The sequence below is a fragment of the Leclercia sp. 1548 genome (assembly GCF_050435045.1).
In the GTDB taxonomy this organism is placed as follows: domain Bacteria; phylum Pseudomonadota; class Gammaproteobacteria; order Enterobacterales; family Enterobacteriaceae; genus Enterobacter; species Enterobacter adecarboxylatus.
Genome location: NZ_JBNDJP010000005.1, coordinates 36089 through 52251, shown reverse-complemented (window position 1 = coordinate 52251; position 16163 = coordinate 36089). Strand labels below are relative to the sequence as shown.

Sequence of the window (16163 nt, the reverse complement as noted above, 5' to 3'; positions counted from 1 at the left end):
GCCCTTACCCTGGATATCGGCGAGGATGGTATGAATAACAAAACTGAATATTACAAAATCAGCAGTTTTATCTTTCTCTATTTCTTTACCTGGTCGGCAAGTATTGGTCTGCTGGCAATCTGGCTCGGACAAAAAGCCAATCTCAGCGGGTCGGTGATCGGCACCGTATTTGCGGTGAACGGCATCTTCTCCGTTATTCTCAAACCGATCTACGGCTATATTCTGGATAAGATCGGCATGAGCAAATACCTGCTCTATTTTGTGGTAGCGATGTCTGCCCTGATGGCGCCGTTCTTTATTTACGTCTACCAGCCGTTATTAATGTCTAACACCATGCTGGGGATTATTATCGGCGCGCTCTATTTAAGCTTCGCCTGGTATGCGGGCGTGGCGGCGTGCGAATCCTATTCCGACCGTTTCAGCCGCCTGAATGGCATGGAGTTTGGGCAGATCCGCATGTGGGGATCGCTCGGCTGGGCGGTGGCCTCCTCGTTTTCCGGCCTGCTGTTTAACCTTTCGCCAGCGTACAATTTTATTATGGGCAGCGTGGCGTCGGTGATTATGCTCATCGTCCTGCTGAGCCTGAAGGTGAATACTAACTCCGAGCATGCCGGTGAGGTGCTGACCAAAGAGAAAATCGCGCCAGCTGATGTCTATGCCTTACTGCGCAGCCGCAAGTTCTGGGCGTTCTGCCTGTATGTGGCGGGCGTGGCGTGGATGATGTTTATCGCCGAACAGCAGTTCTCCCGCTATTTCGTTACCTTCTTCGATGATGTTCACCAGGGCAACGCGGTATTTGGCTATCTCGGCACCGTGCAGTCGGGCATGGAGTTCGTGATGTATATGGTGATCCCGCTGTTCGTGAACTTTATCGGCGCGAAGCGTGGATTATTGATCGTCGGTCTGATTGTCGGGGCGCGACTGATTATTTCCGGGATGTGCGACTCCCATCTGTTAATTTCGGTTCTTAAGCCGCTGTACGGCCTGGAAATCTGCCTCCTGCTGGTGTCGGTATTCAAATATATTGCCGAGCATTTCGATAAGCGCGTAAACGCCACCATGTATCTGCTGGGCTATCAGGCGATGCTTTACGTCGGCAACGTCGTGGTGTCGTCACCCGCCGGTTATATGTATGACCGCATCGGCTTTGAGCAGACCTATATCATCATGGGCGCCACGGCGCTGACCTTTACCCTTATTTCTGCGTTTACGTTATCCGCCTGCCAGAGCAAATGGCGCGGCGCTAAAACGCTGAACGTTGCAGAACACCACTAATTTACGCCGTCAAAGAAGGAATCGAATTATGTTAAGTCATATCACCGAGGAACATCTGGCCGATATTCCCGCGCCCGTGGATGAACGCGCGTTTAGCGATGAGCTAAGCTCGGCGCGCAGCCACGTCCTCGACCTGATTAGCCGTCATTTAACGGAGTTCGGCGACAAATTCCCGGCAGAAACCTGCAAGGAGGGGTACTACCCGCTGACGGAGAACGTCGAGTGGACCACCAGCTTCTGGACCGGGCAGCTTTGGCTGGCGTGGGAGATGAGCGGCGAGGAGAAATTCCGCGCCATGGCCGAGAAACATACCCGCTCGTTTGGCCTGCGCATCGCCGGGCGCAGCGACACCAACACCCACGATCTCGGCTTTCTCTACACGCTCTCCTGCGTGGCAGACTGGCGGTTGACCGGCAGCCGTGAGGCGCGCGGTTTCTCGCTGCTGGCCGCCGAAGCGCTGCTGGAACGCTTCCACGAAAAAGCGAAGATTATCCAGGCCTGGGGCGATCTGGCCGACCCGGAACAGGCCGGGCGGATGATCATCGACTGCAACATGAACCTGCCGCTGCTCTACTGGGCGACCGAGCAGACCGGCGATCCGCGCTTTGCCGAGGCCGCCAGAGCGCATGTCATGCAGGCGGCAACCTACCTTATCCGCGAAGACGCCTCGACCTTCCACACCTACTATATGGACGTAGTTACCGGCGCGCCGCGCTACGGCAATACCCAGCAGGGCTATGCGGATGACTCCTGCTGGTCGCGCGGCCAGGCGTGGGGGATCTACGGCTTCCTGCTGAGCTACATCTATACCGGCGACGCGACGATGATCGCCCTGTCGAAACGGCTGGCGAACTACTTCCTCAATCGCCTGCCGGAGGATTACGTCTGTCACTGGGATCTGGCCCTTGTGGGCACGGATGCCTTGCGCGATTCGTCATCGGCGGCGATTGCGGTGTGTGGTCTGCTGGAGCTGGTGAAGCATCTGCCGGTGACCGACCCGGACCGCGAGCGCTATCTGGCATGGGCGAAAGGGATTATGTCCTCCCTGACGAAGCACTATCTGATGGGCAAAGAGGAGAAGGGCAACGGCCTGTTGAAGCACTCGGTCTATCACCTCGCCAGCAACAAAGGGGTGGATGAGTGCGCCAGTTGGGGGGATTACTTCTACGTTGAAGCCCTGGTGCGCTTTACCCAGAGCTGGAAATTGTACTGGTAAAAAACGGCTGGGGTGAGGATATCACCACCCCAGCACATCTTTGATGACCCGCCGGTAGGGGGTGTCGATTTGTTCCGGCACCTGGTCAATATAGTCCCGCGCGTGCTGACGGGCCTCACCGCTCAGGCTGTCCAGATAGACAATGGCTTCGTCTACGGTGGGGACGCGTCCCTCCAGCGAGGCGCTTCGTGGCGGCAGCCCGGTCCAGATCACCGCCTCGATGCCTCTCTCCACCGCCCATTCTGAGAGCAAACCGGTAGGGCGGCCAGCAATCAACAACGAGCCAATGCCGTCACAGCGTTCCTCGGGGATCCCCTCGCGTTCGCGCAAAGCCTGACAGGCAACGCTCAGCGTTTCCGCGTCGAGCCACGCCCAGAGCACCGGCACGGCGGGTGCGTTCATACAGATGGCCGTCGCCAGTTCACCGCCATCGCTGACCCGGGAAAATTCCACGGGCAGCGACGGACCGTCGGTTTGCCACTCCCCGGCGACGGGGAGTGGGCCGCTTTTCCATATCAATGAACCCCAGCCCAGACAGGCTATCTTCATCCTTTTCCCTCGATGTGACGCTAAATTGACGTTACGTTTCAGGCTTCAGGAATACGCAGCGTCTGCCCTGGATAAATTTTATCGGGGCTGGAGAGCATAGGTCGGTTGGCTTCAAAGATTTTGTTGTATTTCGACGCATCGCCATACACGGTTTTGGAGATGGCGCTTAAGGTATCGCCCGATTTTACCGTGTAGTAGGTGGCCTCATGCTGGGTGTCGGTTGCGGTGATGGTGTTTTCCACCTCGCTGACGCCCGCAATGTTCCCCACTGCGACCTGAATTTTTTCTTTCTGCTCCTGGGTGAGCCCGTCGCCTGTCACTACGGCCTTACCGTCGTTGACGTTGACCTGCACCTTATCGGCACCCGGGATGTTGAGTTTTTTAAGATGCTCAGAGACTTTATCGCTTTGACCTTTGTGATCGGTCAGGTTGTCCCACAGCTTTTCACCTGCTTCTTTAACGAAGTTAAAAATTCCCATTCCTTCCTCCAGATAACAATGAAATCAGGAATAAGCATAGCAGGTGAGTCTCACGGTGATAAAAAAAGCCCGGTAGCGTTACGCAACCAGGCTTTCGATGTGGTGCCGTTTTACCCGGTAGCGCTTCGCTTACCGGACCAGCAAAACCCAGGCCGGGCAAACGCAGCGCCGCCCGGCGATACGGGGAGGTTAGACCCCGTTTTCCAGAATACGGATATGGGTTTCCAGAACATCCCCTTTCACCGCCTCGCTCCACGCTTTCATATGTGGGGTCTGCAGGTGGGCTTCGAGGTGGGCCACGGTTTCCCACAGTTCAACCATCACAATCGAGTCCGGGGCTGTGGTCTGGAAGCTGACGCCTGCGGCGGTGTCCACCATCGGCGCGTAGCCGTGGCAGCCTGCCTCTTCTAAAACGGTCGGGATAATTTTTGCGAACTGATCCAGCACCGCCTGACGGTGATGTTGTCCAGGACGGGTGCGAATTTCAGCAATAACGGTAAGCATGGTCATTTCTCCTGATAACATGCCACCAGTTAAGCAAAAATTTCCGCGAGATGCTTGCGATATTCTGCGATATAGCGTGGCACATCCGGCATTTTGATTACGTCGTTGGTGATAAAGGTCGGCAGCGCTTCCATCCCCAGGAACTGATTGGCCTTGTGGAACGGCAGATAAACACCGTCAACGCCCACGCCGTGGAAGAACTGATCTTCTTCGGTGAAGGCTTCCATCGGGGCATTCCAGGTCAGGGAGAGCATGTATTTTTTTCCCTGAATCAGGCCGCCGGAGCCGTATTTCTTCGACGCATCAGAGCGGGTACGGCCATCGCTGGCATAGAGCGCGCCGTGGCCTTCGGTAAAGACATCGTCCATGTACTTTTTCACGGTCCATGGTGCGCCCATCCACCAGCCAGGCATCTGCCAGATAACGACGTCAGCCCAGAGGAAGTTCTGCACTTCGGCCTGGATATCGTACTCACCGTCGGTGCGCACCACCTTAACATCATGCCCGGCGTCGCGCAGGAAACCATCCGCGACCTCGGTCAGGGTGTCATTCAGTTGGCCATTGGAGTGGGCGAATTTTTTCGCACCGTTGATAATCAGAATATTGCTCATTAAGTTGTCCTCAGAGTAGCGAGTCTGAGGGCCATTCTACGCGCGACAGCGGTGCGGTGAAATTAGCAAAATGTGCAAAGTCTTTTGCTGAAAAAGCAATAATGCCTACCAGCTGATTCTGGCTTCAAATCCACCGTCCTGCCCATTGCCCAGCGTGACCGTCATCCGGTGCAGGGCGGCGATGCGCTTCACAATCGACAGACCCAGGCCGCTGCCGGTCTGATCCTGGCCGGGCGGACGATAAAAACGCTCCCCGATCCGCGTCAGGGCATCAGGGGCAATACCCGGGCCGTTGTCACGCACGATAACGCTGTGGGTGTCGAGCGTGACTTCCACCCGGCTACCCCGCGGGCTGTAGCGTACGGCGTTATCCAGCAAGTTACGCACCAGCAGGCTCAGGAGAAGCTGCTGCCCGGTGCGGGTGACCTGTGGGTCGAGGATGTTCAGGCGGATCTCGATCCCGGCCTGCTGCGCCGGATGATAACTGTCCATCACCACCGACTGCAGTAAATCGGCCATGTTAAGGGGCTCAACATCGTCCAGGCTCTCCAGCGAATCCAGGCGCGACAACGTCAGGAGTTGCTCAACCAGCCGCGAGGCCCGGTCGATGCCGGCGTGCAGTTGGGTCAGGGCTTTCGCCTGCGCCTGCGGATCGTCCAGCGACAGTTGCGCCACTTCGGTCTGCACTTTCAGGGCGGTGAGCGGGCTGCGCAGCTCGTGGGCGGCATCCGAGGTGAAGCGGCGTTCGCGGGCCATCATCGCCTGCGTGCGGGCAAACAGCTGATTGAGCGCGTCAACCACCGGGCGCACTTCAATGGGCACGCCCTGGGTTGCCAGCCGGTCGGTGGCGTCGGGAGTGCGGGCGCGCAGGGTTTGGCTCAGCTTTTTCAGCGGCCTGAGCTCACGGCTTAACAAGACAATCAACACCAGCAGCATGATCGGCAGCGCCACCAGCCAGGGGGTAAACTGCGATCTGACCACATCCAGCGCCATCTCCTGGCGGTACTCATGCTCCTGGCCGACCACGACCCGGTATTTGCCGTCCGGCGCGGTGAGCCATAAGAATCGCCATTCATCGTTATCGTCGTTGAGTTGGCCGTTATCAAACCCATCCCGGCGATAGTGATACGGGATGTCGCGCCCGTTTTCACCGTCATTCAGCACCATCCTGCCGTCGGGAGTGTAAATGGCGAAGGCCAGCGCATCGTCGTCCAGGCGCCCATGTTTCGCTTTCTTTGGCACCTCGCGCATCCGTTCCGGGGCGTGGATTTCGTCCAGATCCATGGTCAGCAGCCGTTTGGCAAACAGCATCTGCTGGGTGTCAAACAGCTTATCGAGCGTATCGCGGGTCTGCTGCCAGGCGACAAGGCTGGCGGCAAACCAGGCGGTTAGCGACAGGGCAAGGAACAGCAGCGTCAGCCGCAGCTTGAGGCTCAGGCGTTGGGTCAGTTTCATGCGTCACCCAGGGTATAACCGATGCCGTGCACGGTGCGGATAAAATCGCTGCCGAGCTTGCGGCGCAGATGGTGAACGTGGACCTCCACGGCGTTGCTGGAGACCTCGTCGTCCCAGGTATAGAGCTTCTCTTCGATCAGTTTGCGCGGCAGCACGCGGCCCGCGTTGCGCATTAACAGCTCCAGCAGGGCGAACTCTTTGGGCTTGAGCACCAGGGTTTCGCCATTGAGGCTGGCCACCAACCGGCTGGGATCGAGCGTCACGCCGCCGTGGCGCAGTTCGCTGCGCGCCTGCCCGTGGCTGCGACGTACCAGCGCCTCAAGGCGGGCGGCCACTTCGATAAGCGCAAAGGGTTTACAGAGATAATCGTCGGCACCCAGACGCAACCCCTCGACGCGCTGGTTGAGCGCATCCCGTGCGGTCAGGATCAACACCGGCTCGCTGCGGCCCTGTTCCCGCCATTCGCGCAGGATTTGCAGCCCGTCAATGCCGGGCAGGGTCAGATCGAGCACCACGGCGTCATAGGGGGCGCTGTAGAGCGCCGCTCTGCCGGTTTCACCTTCGGTGAACCAGTCCAGGCTAAAGCCCAGTTTCGTCAGTCCGGCCTTAATGCCGTCGCCAATCAGCTTGTCGTCTTCTACCAGTAAAATGCGCATGTTCCCTCCCTGATAAGGCCAGTAAACCCTCTGTCACGCTCCGCTGTACAGTAAAAAAATTTAAATTTTCCGCTTAAGAAGTTGTTAAGGTTTACCCTGTTTAATGGATTGCGAAACGACATTAAAGGGAGAGTTAAGATGAAAAAATACGCTGCTATTGCTGCCATCATGATGATCACCACTGCGCCGGTTTTTGCGGCTCAGGGCGGGTTTAACGGCCCGTCGGCGACGGCAACCCAGACGCAAACCCAGCAGGGCGGTTTTGTCGATAACGACGCCAACCTCACCACCGCAGCAAAGGTCAAGGATCTGAAGGACGATAGCTGGGTGAAACTGCGCGGCAACATCACCGAGCGCCTCTCCGACGACCGCTACACCTTCCGCGATGAGAGCGGCACGGTGAACGTCGAGATCGACAATAAGCGCTGGAACGGCGTGACCGTCACCCCGCAGGATAAGGTTGAGCTGCAGGGTAAAGTTGACAAAGAGTGGAACGATTTCGAAATCGACGTGAAACAGGTTATCAAGCTGAATAAATAACCCACAAAGGGGCCGCCGGTGCGGCCCCTTTTTCTCTGTGACTCGACTCGCCAGATGAGGTAGTATCTGCGGCAATATTGCCTGAAACCAACTGGTTTCTGAGTTGAGGAATCCCATTTAATGAGCGATATGGCAGAGCGCCTCGCGCTACATGAATTCACGGAAAACGCCTACCTGAACTACTCCATGTACGTCATCATGGACAGGGCGTTGCCGTTTATCGGTGATGGGCTGAAACCCGTTCAGCGCCGCATCGTTTATGCGATGTCTGAGCTGGGTCTGAATGCCAGCGCCAAGTTTAAAAAATCCGCCCGTACCGTGGGTGACGTGCTGGGTAAATACCATCCGCACGGCGACAGCGCCTGTTATGAAGCGATGGTGCTGATGGCCCAGCCGTTCTCGTACCGCTATCCACTGGTGGACGGCCAGGGTAACTGGGGTGCGCCGGACGATCCGAAGTCGTTCGCGGCGATGCGTTACACCGAATCCCGTCTCTCTAAATATGCCGAACTGCTGCTCAGCGAGCTGGGCCAGGGCACCGTGGAGTGGGTACCGAACTTCGACGGCACCATGCAGGAGCCGAAGATGCTGCCTGCCCGTCTGCCGAACATTCTGCTGAACGGCACCACCGGTATTGCCGTGGGGATGGCGACGGATATCCCGCCGCACAACCTGCGTGAAGTGGCGAAAGCGGCGATCACCCTGATTGAGCAGCCGAAAACCACGCTGGACGAGCTGCTGGATATCGTCCAGGGGCCGGACTATCCGACCGAAGCGGAGATCATCACCTCCCGCGCGGAGATCCGCAAAATCTACCAGAACGGTCGCGGCTCCGTGCGCATGCGTGCGGTGTGGACGAAAGAGGACGGCGCGGTAGTGATCACTGCGCTGCCACACCAGGTCTCCGGCGCGAAAGTGCTGGAACAGATCGCCGCCCAGATGCGCAATAAAAAGCTGCCAATGGTGGACGACCTGCGCGACGAATCCGACCACGAAAACCCGACCCGTCTGGTGATCGTGCCGCGCTCCAACCGTGTGGACATGGAGCCGGTGATGAATCACCTGTTCGCCACCACCGATCTGGAAAAAAGCTACCGTATCAACCTGAACATGATCGGGCTGGACGGTCGTCCGGCGGTGAAAAATCTGCTGGAGATCCTCTCTGAATGGCTGACGTTCCGCCGCGATACCGTGCGCCGTCGTCTGAACCATCGCCTGGAGAAAGTGCTTAAGCGCCTGCATATCCTCGAAGGTTTGCTGGTGGCGTTCCTGAATATCGACGAAGTGATCGAGATCATCCGTACTGAGGATGAGCCGAAGCCGGCGCTGATGTCGCGCTTTGGTATCAGCGAAACCCAGGCGGAAGCCATCCTCGAGCTGAAGCTGCGTCATCTCGCCAAACTGGAAGAGATGAAAATCCGCGGTGAGCAGAACGAGCTGGAAAAAGAGCGCGATCAGCTGCAGGCGATTCTGGCGTCCGAGCGCAAGATGAACACCCTGCTGAAAAAAGAGCTGCAGGCCGACGCCGACGCGTTTGGCGACGACCGTCGTTCTCCGCTGCACGAGCGCGAAGAAGCGAAAGCGATGAGCGAGCATGACATGCAGCCGTCCGAGCCGGTGACCATCGTGCTGTCTCAAAGCGGCTGGGTTCGTAGCGCCAAGGGGCACGATATCGACGCGCCGGGCCTGAGTTACAAAGCGGGCGACAGCTTCAAAGCCGCGGTGAAGGGTAAGAGCAACCAGCCGGTGGCCTTTATCGACACTACCGGGCGCAGCTACGCCATCGATCCGATCACGCTGCCGTCGGCGCGCGGGCAGGGCGAGCCGCTGACCGGCAAGCTGACGCTGCCGCCGGGTGCGACCATTGAGCATATGATGATGGAAGGCGAGGAGCAGAAGCTGCTGCTCGCCTCCGATGCGGGCTACGGCTTTATCTGTACCTTTAACGATCTGATCTCGCGTAACCGCGCGGGCAAGGCGTTGATTAGCCTGCCGGATAACGCCCGGGTGATGGCACCGCTGGTGATTGAGAACGAGAGCGATATGCTGCTGGCGATCTCCGCTGCTGGCCGGATGTTGATGTTCCCGCTCAGCGACCTGCCGCAGCTGTCGAAAGGCAAGGGCAACAAGATCATCAACATCTCGGCGGCAGAAGCGGCCTCAGGCGCAGATAGCCTGGCGCACCTCTTTATCCTGCCGCCGCAGAGCACCCTGACCATTCACGTGGGTAAACGCAAAATCAAACTGCGCCCGGAAGAGCTACAAAAAGTGGTGGGCGAACGTGGACGTAAAGGGTCGTTGATGCGCGGCCTGCAACGCATTGACCGCGTGGAGATCGACTCTCCGCAGCGGGCGACCGCGGACGACAACGAAGCGTAACCGCGCTTCCCCCTTCGTTCAGGAGGGGGAGCCGTAAAAAAACATCCGTTATACACCCCTAAACAATGCGAGATGCAGGACAAAACGGTTTACCGTTTTGTCCTGCACATAAGTATGACGGGTATAAAATCAAAGCAGTTAACCGCTTATAGTTGCAGTATAATCGTCAACTGTCAGGGGTTTTTGAGGTCGCTATGCTATTAATTGTTCGTTCTATTCTTGCCGTTATTTACTGCATTCTGGTCTGTATCTTCGGCTGTATTTACTGCCTGTTCAGCCCGCGTAATCCAAAGCATGTTGCCACGTTTGGCCACATGTTTGCCCGTCTGGGGCCGCTGTTTGGCCTGAAAGTCGAAACGCGTCTGCCAGAAGGGGCAGAGAAACATGGCAACGCTATCTATATCGGCAACCATCAGAACAACTACGATATGGTGACCGCGGCAAAAATCGTTCAGCCACCTACCGTCACCGTGGGCAAAAAAAGCCTGCTGTGGGTGCCGTTCTTCGGCCTGCTCTACTGGCTGACCGGCAACCTGCTGATCGACCGTAACAACCGCGCCAAAGCGCACGGCACCATTGCTGAGGTGGTAAACCACTTCAAAAAACGCAGAATCTCCATCTGGATGTTCCCGGAAGGGACCCGTAGCCGCGGTCGCGGCCTGCTGCCGTTTAAAACTGGCGCGTTTCACGCCGCAATTGCGGCAGGTGTACCGATTATTCCGGTGTGTGTTTCCAACACATCGAATAAGATTAACCTGAACCGCCTGCATAACGGCCTGGTTATCGTCGAGATGCTGCCACCGGTCGATGTCAGTAAATATGGCAAAGATCAGGTGCGTGAGCTGGCGGCCCATTGCCGCGAATTAATGCTGAACAAAATCGCTGAACTCGATAAAGAAGTCGCAGAACGCGAAGCCGCTGGCAGGGTTTAAGCCGGTTTGCAGGGAAAACGACTTCCCGCGTTGTTAGTACGTTTATACATGGAGCTAATATGTCACTCAGTCGCCGTCAGTTTATTCAGGCATCGGGTATCGCCCTTTGTGCAGGTGCGGTTCCGCTGAGGGCAAACGCCGCCGGGCAGCAGCAACCGCTGCCCATCCCGCCGTTACTCGAATCCCGCCGCGGTCAGCCGCTGTTCCTGACGTTGCAGCGTACCCACTGGTCGTTCACCCAGGGGACGCGGGCGAACGTCTGGGGCGTTAACGGGCGTTACCTTGGTCCGACCGTTCGCGTCTGGAGCGGGGATGACGTCAAACTGATCTACAGCAACCGCCTGGCAGAGAACGTCGCCATGACCATCAGCGGTTTGCAGGTACCAGGCCCGCTGCTGGGCGGTGCGCCGCGCATGATGTCCCCGAGCGCTGACTGGGCGCCGGTACTGCCCGTTCGCCAGAACGCGGCGACTCTCTGGTATCACGCTAACACTCCAAACCGCACCGCGCAGCAGGTCTATACCGGCCTGGCGGGGATGTGGCTGGTGGAGGATGAGATCAGCAAATCCCTGCCGATCCCGAATCACTACGGGGTTGATGACTTCCCAATCATTATTCAGGATAAGCGGCTGGATAACTTCGGTACGCCGGAGTACAGCGAGCCGGGCAGCGGCGGTTTTGTCGGTGATACGCTGATGGTGAACGGCGCGCAAAGTCCCTATGTCGAGGTATCCCGCGGCTGGGTGCGCCTGCGTCTGCTGAATGCTTCCAACTCGCGGCGCTATCAATTGCAGATGAGTGATGGCCGGGCGCTGCACGTGATTGCCGGGGATCAGGGGTTCTTACCGGCCCCGGTGCCGGTTAAACAGCTGGCGCTGGCGCCGGGCGAGCGCCGCGAAATCCTGGTGGATATGACCAACGGCGACGAAGTGTCGATCACCTGTGGCGAGGCGGCGAGCATCGTTGACCGTCTGCGCGGCTTCTTTGAACCGTCGAGCATTCTGATCTCGACCCTGGTGTTGACCCTGCGTCCAACCGGCCTTCTGCCGCTGGTGACCGATACCCTGCCGATGCGCCTGCTGCCGGAAGACGTGCTGAGCGGGACGCCGGTGCGCAGCCGGGATATCAGCCTTGGTGACGATCCAGGCATTAACGGCCAGCTGTGGGATGTGAACCGCATTGATATCACCGCTCAACAGGGCACCTGGGAACGCTGGACGGTCCGTGCCGACATGCCGCAGTCGTTCCATATCGAAGGGGTGAAATTCCTGGTGCGCAACGTCAACGGCGCCATGCCATTCCCGGAAGACAGAGGCTGGAAAGATACCGTCTGGGTCGACGGGCAGGTTGAACTGCTGGTTTATTACGGTCAGCCCTCCTGGCCACACTTCCCGTTCCTGTTCCACAGCCAGACGCTGGAGATGATGGATCGCGGTTCGGTTGGGCAAATGTTAATCAATCCAGCGCCGTAAATTTTTCCCCTCACCCTAACCCTCTCCCCAAAGGGGAGAGGGGACCGATCGGCGCACGCTTTCACCCTCGCTCCTCTGGGGAGAGGGAACTGCCCGGTGCACGCTTTCACCCTCGCTCCTCTGGGGAGAGGGAACTGCCCGGTGCACGCTTTCACCCTCGCTCCTCTGGGGAGAGGGAACTGCTCGGTGCACGCTTTCACCCTCGCTCCTCTGGGGAGAGGGAACTGCCCGGTGCACGCTTTCACCCTCGCTCCTCTGGGGAGAGGGAACTGCTCGGTGCCCTCTTTCTCCCTCGCCCCTTTGGGGAGAGGGAACTGCTCGGTGCCCTCTTTCTCCCTCGCCCCTTTGGGGAGAGGGCCGGGGTGAGGGGACAACACCCCGCACAATACTCCTTCAATTCCCCCAATGATCCAGCGTATAATCCCGCTCCTTTTGTCTATTTTTTCTTCGGAAGCATTATGAGCGCCATTTCCCTGATCCAGCCGGATCGTGACCTCTTCTCCTGGCCCCAGTACTGGGCGGCCTGCTTTGGACCGGCACCCTTCCTGCCGATGTCTCGTGAAGAGATGGACCAACTTGGCTGGGACAGCTGCGACATTATTCTGGTGACCGGCGACGCCTACGTCGATCACCCGAGCTTTGGCATGGCGATCTGTGGTCGCATGCTTGAAGCCCAGGGCTTCCGCGTCGGGATCATTGCCCAGCCGGACTGGAACAGCAAAGAGGACTTTATGCGCCTCGGTAAACCAAACCTGTTCTTTGGCGTCACCGCGGGCAACATGGACTCGATGATCAACCGCTACACTGCCGACCGCAAACTGCGTCACGACGACGCCTACACCCCCGATAACGTGGCGGGTAAACGCCCGGACCGCGCGACGCTCGTCTACACCCAACGATGCAAAGAAGCATGGAAAGACGTGCCGGTCATCCTGGGTGGCATCGAAGCGAGCCTGCGCCGTACCGCGCATTATGACTACTGGTCTGATACCGTGCGCCGTTCGGTGCTGGTGGATTCCAAAGCCGACATGCTGATCTTCGGCAACGGCGAACGTCCGCTGGTAGAAGTGGCGCACCGTCTGTCTCAGGGCGAGCCGGTAGGTAACATCCGCGACGTGCGCAACACCGCGATCATGGTGAAAGAGGCTCTGCCGGGCTGGAGCGGGGTAGATTCCCGTATCATCGATATGCCAGGCAAAATCGACCCGATCCCGCACCCGTACGGCGAAGATCTGCCGTGTGCGGATAACAAGCCTGTTGAGCCGAAGAAAGCCGAAGCGAAAGCCATCACCGTTCAGCCTCCGCGTCCAAAGCCGTGGGAAAAGACCTACGTGCTGCTGCCGTCTTTTGAGAAAGTCAAAGCGGACAAAGTGCTCTACGCTCACGCCTCCCGTATTCTGCACCATGAAACCAACCCGGGCTGTGCCCGTGCGCTGATGCAAAAACACGGCGAGCGTTATATCTGGCTCAACCCGCCAGCGATCCCGCTCTCTACCGAAGAGATGGACAGCGTTTTTGCTCTGCCGTACAAGCGTGTACCGCACCCGGCATACGGTACCAGCCGCATTCCGGCCTACGAGATGATCCGCTTCTCGATCAACATCATGCGCGGCTGCTTCGGCGGTTGCTCCTTCTGCTCCATTACCGAGCACGAAGGCCGCATTATCCAGAGCCGTTCCGAAGAGTCGATTGTCAACGAGATCGAAGCCATTCGCGACACCGTACCGGGCTTTACCGGCGTGATCTCCGATCTGGGTGGCCCGACGGCCAACATGTATATGCTGCGCTGTAAGTCACCGCGTGCGGAGCAGACCTGCCGTCGTCTGTCCTGTGTCTATCCGAGCATTTGCGAGCACATGGACACCAACCACGAGCCGACGATCAACCTCTACCGTCGCGCCCGCGACCTGAAAGGCATCAAGAAGATCCTGATCGCTTCCGGGGTGCGCTACGACATCGCCGTGGAAGATCCGCGCTACATCAAAGAGCTGGCCACCCACCACGTGGGCGGTTATCTGAAGATTGCCCCTGAGCATACCGAAGAAGGCCCGCTGTCGAAGATGATGAAGCCGGGGATGGGCAGCTATGACCGCTTTAAAGAGCTGTTCGATACCTATTCGAAACAGGCCGGGAAAGAGCAGTACCTGATCCCATACTTCATCTCTGCCCACCCGGGTACGCGTGATGAGGATATGGTGAACCTGGCGCTGTGGCTGAAGCAGCGTCGCTTCCGTCTGGATCAGGTGCAGAACTTCTACCCGTCACCGCTGGCGAACTCGACCACCATGTATTACACCGGCAAGAACCCGCTGGGCAAGATTGGTTATAAGAGTGAAGATGTGGTGATCCCGAAAGGTGACAAACAGCGTCGTCTGCATAAAGCCCTGCTGCGTTATCACGATCCGGCTAACTGGCCGCTGATCCGCCAGGCGCTGGAAGAGATGGGGAAAAAGCACCTGATCGGCTCACGTCGCGACTGCCTGGTGCCTGCGCCTACGCTGGATGAAATGCGCGAAGCGCGTCGCCAGAACCGCAACACCCGTCCGGCCCTGACCAAGCACACGCCGATTGTGCATCAACGTTCGAACGCCGGGGCGACTGCGAAGAAGGGTGTAAAACGTAAGATCGGTTAAACGGTAAAAATGCCCGGTGGCGCTGCGCTTACCGGGCCTACATTCCGACATTCAGACCGGGTAAGGCGAAGCCGCTACCCGGCTTTTTTTGTCTTCCGGACTGGGAAATTCAGATAGCAGCACAAGGGAAGGAGACCCAAAATGAAACCAGGGAAGATAGCAGGGGCGATGTTGATTGCTCTGACGTTAAGCAGTTGCATAATGCACCGCCAGACACAGCCAGAGGTGGAAGGACGACTAATCGACCGCACAGGTAAGCCAGTGCCGGGCGCTAAAATAACGTTAGAGCGTGAGCAGACGCTTTCTGACGACAAGGGGCGTTTTGGTTTTCAGGGCCAGCATGAGTGGATCTTTTTTCTGCCGATAGGTCCGCTGGACTGGATGTATCACACCTCGCTCCAGATGAGTGCCAACGGAAAGGAATATGAAGCAGAATTAGGCGGCGGTCCCGGTGGACCACATGAACTTGAAGGCAAAGCGTATAACGTCATTTGCACATTGCATGACCTGCCCGGAGAGGCGATATGTCAGTCCGGTTTATAGATTAAAACGAGCCCGGCGGAAGACCGGGCTCGTTTGAGGCATTACCCGCCAAACTGATCGGGATCCGGCCCTAAACGCTTGCCTTTATCCAGCTTCGCAATCTCACCCAGCTCGTCTTTATCCAGACGGAAATCCCACACCGCGAAGTTCTCCGCGATACGCGCCGGCGTCACGGATTTCGGGATCACCACCAGGCCGCAGTCCAGATGCCAGCGAATGACAATCTGTGCCGGGGTTTTGCCATACTTATCGGCCAGATCGCGGATAATTTTCTGATCGAAGACCCCTTCGCCACCTTGCGCCAATGGGCTCCAGGATTCGGTCTGAATTTTGTGGGTCGCATTCCATGAGTGCAGCTGGCGCTGCTGCAGCAACGGGTGCAGTTCGATCTGGTTGATGACCGGGGCAACACCCGTCTCATCAATCAGGCGCTGCAGATGGTGGACCTGGAAATTACAGACCCCGATACTCTTCACCAGCCCGGCTTTTTGCAGGTCAATCATCCCTTTCCAGGCCTCGACATAGTGATCGATTGCCGGCACTGGCCAGTGCATCAGATACAGATCCACGAAATCAAGTTGCAGCTTGTCCAGGCTCTCCTGGAGTGCCTCCGCGGGACGCTTCTGGTCATCATTCCACAGTTTGGTGGTGATAAATAACTCATCGCGTGACACACCAGCGCTGGCCAGCGCTTTGCCCACGCCGTCCTCATTTTTATAGGCGGCTGCGGTATCAATGGAGCGATAGCCGACTTCCAGTGCTTTATGAATGGCGGAGACGACCTCGTCGTTACCGGCTTTCCATACCCCTAACCCCAACTGGGGCATTACGTTGCCGTCCTGAAGCTTGATTACGGTTTGGTTTGCCATTTTTCCTCCTTCATGGGACATCCACCAGAGGTACTTCCCCTGGTGGCGTA

The 16163-nt window shown here is 57.8% G+C and carries 15 protein-coding genes; 8 read left to right on the top strand and 7 right to left on the bottom strand.

Annotation, left to right across the window (positions count from 1 at the left end; genetic code table 11):
• The first annotated feature begins 30 nt into the window (after positions 1–30).
• Positions 31–1275: an oligosaccharide MFS transporter gene (locus tag ABIE02_RS14730; protein ID WP_072250816.1), complete on the top strand. Its 1245-nt coding sequence runs from the start codon at positions 31–33 to the stop codon at positions 1273–1275.
• 28 nt (positions 1276–1303) lie between these two features.
• A complete protein-coding gene (locus ABIE02_RS14725; RefSeq protein ID WP_336994981.1) occupies positions 1304–2491 on the top strand; it encodes a glycoside hydrolase family 88 protein in 1188 nt (395 codons plus the stop codon).
• Between the two features lie 21 nt (positions 2492–2512).
• On the opposite strand, the gene ABIE02_RS14720 is transcribed toward ABIE02_RS14725, so the two are convergent.
• The 6 genes from ABIE02_RS14720 to qseB all read right to left on the bottom strand — a co-directional run bounded on the left by ABIE02_RS14720 (position 2513) and on the right by qseB (position 6745).
• Positions 2513–3040 (bottom strand): hypothetical protein, encoded by a 528-nt coding sequence (locus ABIE02_RS14720; protein ID WP_163604267.1) that lies wholly within the window; start codon positions 3038–3040, stop codon positions 2513–2515.
• Between the two features lie 38 nt (positions 3041–3078).
• Entirely contained in the window at positions 3079–3519 is a 441-nt protein-coding gene (gene lysM / locus ABIE02_RS14715; RefSeq protein WP_032614158.1) for a peptidoglycan-binding protein LysM, read from the bottom strand.
• A 189-nt stretch (positions 3520–3708) separates the two neighbouring features.
• Positions 3709–4023 carry a putative quinol monooxygenase gene (locus ABIE02_RS14710; RefSeq protein WP_032614615.1) on the bottom strand — a complete coding sequence of 105 codons (315 nt, stop codon included), beginning with the start codon at positions 4021–4023 and terminating at the stop codon, positions 3709–3711.
• A gap of 29 nt (positions 4024–4052) precedes the next feature.
• Positions 4053–4634, bottom strand: coding sequence for an NAD(P)H-dependent oxidoreductase (locus tag ABIE02_RS14705; protein ID WP_032614156.1), 582 nt, complete (start codon positions 4632–4634; stop codon positions 4053–4055).
• Between the two features lie 105 nt (positions 4635–4739).
• Positions 4740–6089, bottom strand: coding sequence for a quorum sensing histidine kinase QseC (qseC, locus tag ABIE02_RS14700; protein ID WP_336994982.1), 1350 nt, complete (start codon positions 6087–6089; stop codon positions 4740–4742).
• Positions 6086–6745: a quorum sensing response regulator transcription factor QseB gene (gene qseB / locus ABIE02_RS14695; RefSeq protein WP_032614151.1), complete on the bottom strand. Its 660-nt coding sequence runs from the start codon at positions 6743–6745 to the stop codon at positions 6086–6088. The genes qseC and qseB overlap by 4 nt, the downstream gene beginning before the upstream one ends.
• 138 nt (positions 6746–6883) lie before the next feature.
• Here qseB and ABIE02_RS14690 point away from each other — a divergent pair, with 138 nt between their 5' ends.
• From ABIE02_RS14690 to ABIE02_RS14665, 6 genes are all read left to right on the top strand, one after another.
• Positions 6884–7285, top strand: a complete 402-nt coding sequence (locus ABIE02_RS14690; protein ID WP_032614149.1) for a YgiW/YdeI family stress tolerance OB fold protein — start codon at positions 6884–6886, stop codon at positions 7283–7285.
• A gap of 120 nt (positions 7286–7405) precedes the next feature.
• Positions 7406–9664: a DNA topoisomerase IV subunit A gene (gene parC, locus ABIE02_RS14685; RefSeq protein WP_163604265.1), complete on the top strand. Its 2259-nt coding sequence runs from the start codon at positions 7406–7408 to the stop codon at positions 9662–9664.
• A gap of 194 nt (positions 9665–9858) precedes the next feature.
• On the top strand, positions 9859–10596 hold the full coding sequence (plsC, locus tag ABIE02_RS14680; RefSeq protein ID WP_032614146.1) for a 1-acylglycerol-3-phosphate O-acyltransferase: 738 nt from the start codon (positions 9859–9861) through the stop codon (positions 10594–10596).
• 59 nt (positions 10597–10655) lie between these two features.
• Positions 10656–12068 (top strand): cell division protein FtsP, encoded by a 1413-nt coding sequence (ftsP, locus tag ABIE02_RS14675; protein ID WP_032614145.1) that lies wholly within the window; start codon positions 10656–10658, stop codon positions 12066–12068.
• A gap of 458 nt (positions 12069–12526) precedes the next feature.
• Positions 12527–14701 (top strand): YgiQ family radical SAM protein, encoded by a 2175-nt coding sequence (locus tag ABIE02_RS14670; RefSeq protein ID WP_032614136.1) that lies wholly within the window; start codon positions 12527–12529, stop codon positions 14699–14701.
• A 141-nt stretch (positions 14702–14842) separates the two neighbouring features.
• Positions 14843–15244 (top strand): carboxypeptidase-like regulatory domain-containing protein, encoded by a 402-nt coding sequence (locus tag ABIE02_RS14665; RefSeq protein WP_191152200.1) that lies wholly within the window; start codon positions 14843–14845, stop codon positions 15242–15244.
• Positions 15245–15285: 41 nt separating this feature from the next.
• Here the strand turns inward: ABIE02_RS14665 and dkgA are convergent, their stop codons facing one another.
• Complete coding sequence (dkgA, locus tag ABIE02_RS14660; protein ID WP_032614132.1) at positions 15286–16113, bottom strand: 2,5-didehydrogluconate reductase DkgA; 828 nt, start codon at positions 16111–16113, stop codon at positions 15286–15288.
• Positions 16114–16163 lie beyond the last annotated feature (50 nt).

Coding starts and splice junctions, on each gene's coding strand:
- ftsP (WP_032614145.1), top strand. CDS start 10,656: ATGTCACTCAGTCGCCGTCAGTTTATTCAGGCATCGGGTATCGCCCTT.
- ABIE02_RS14720 (WP_163604267.1), bottom strand. CDS start 3,040: ATGAAGATAGCCTGTCTGGGCTGGGGTTCATTGATATGGAAAAGCGGC.
- dkgA (WP_032614132.1), bottom strand. CDS start 16,113: ATGGCAAACCAAACCGTAATCAAGCTTCAGGACGGCAACGTAATGCCC.
- plsC (WP_032614146.1), top strand. CDS start 9,859: ATGCTATTAATTGTTCGTTCTATTCTTGCCGTTATTTACTGCATTCTG.
- parC (WP_163604265.1), top strand. CDS start 7,406: ATGAGCGATATGGCAGAGCGCCTCGCGCTACATGAATTCACGGAAAAC.
- ABIE02_RS14730 (WP_072250816.1), top strand. CDS start 31: ATGAATAACAAAACTGAATATTACAAAATCAGCAGTTTTATCTTTCTC.
- ABIE02_RS14665 (WP_191152200.1), top strand. CDS start 14,843: ATGAAACCAGGGAAGATAGCAGGGGCGATGTTGATTGCTCTGACGTTA.
- ABIE02_RS14725 (WP_336994981.1), top strand. CDS start 1,304: ATGTTAAGTCATATCACCGAGGAACATCTGGCCGATATTCCCGCGCCC.
- qseB (WP_032614151.1), bottom strand. CDS start 6,745: ATGCGCATTTTACTGGTAGAAGACGACAAGCTGATTGGCGACGGCATT.
- ABIE02_RS14705 (WP_032614156.1), bottom strand. CDS start 4,634: ATGAGCAATATTCTGATTATCAACGGTGCGAAAAAATTCGCCCACTCC.
- qseC (WP_336994982.1), bottom strand. CDS start 6,089: ATGAAACTGACCCAACGCCTGAGCCTCAAGCTGCGGCTGACGCTGCTG.
- ABIE02_RS14690 (WP_032614149.1), top strand. CDS start 6,884: ATGAAAAAATACGCTGCTATTGCTGCCATCATGATGATCACCACTGCG.
- lysM (WP_032614158.1), bottom strand. CDS start 3,519: ATGGGAATTTTTAACTTCGTTAAAGAAGCAGGTGAAAAGCTGTGGGAC.
- ABIE02_RS14670 (WP_032614136.1), top strand. CDS start 12,527: ATGAGCGCCATTTCCCTGATCCAGCCGGATCGTGACCTCTTCTCCTGG.
- ABIE02_RS14710 (WP_032614615.1), bottom strand. CDS start 4,023: ATGCTTACCGTTATTGCTGAAATTCGCACCCGTCCTGGACAACATCAC.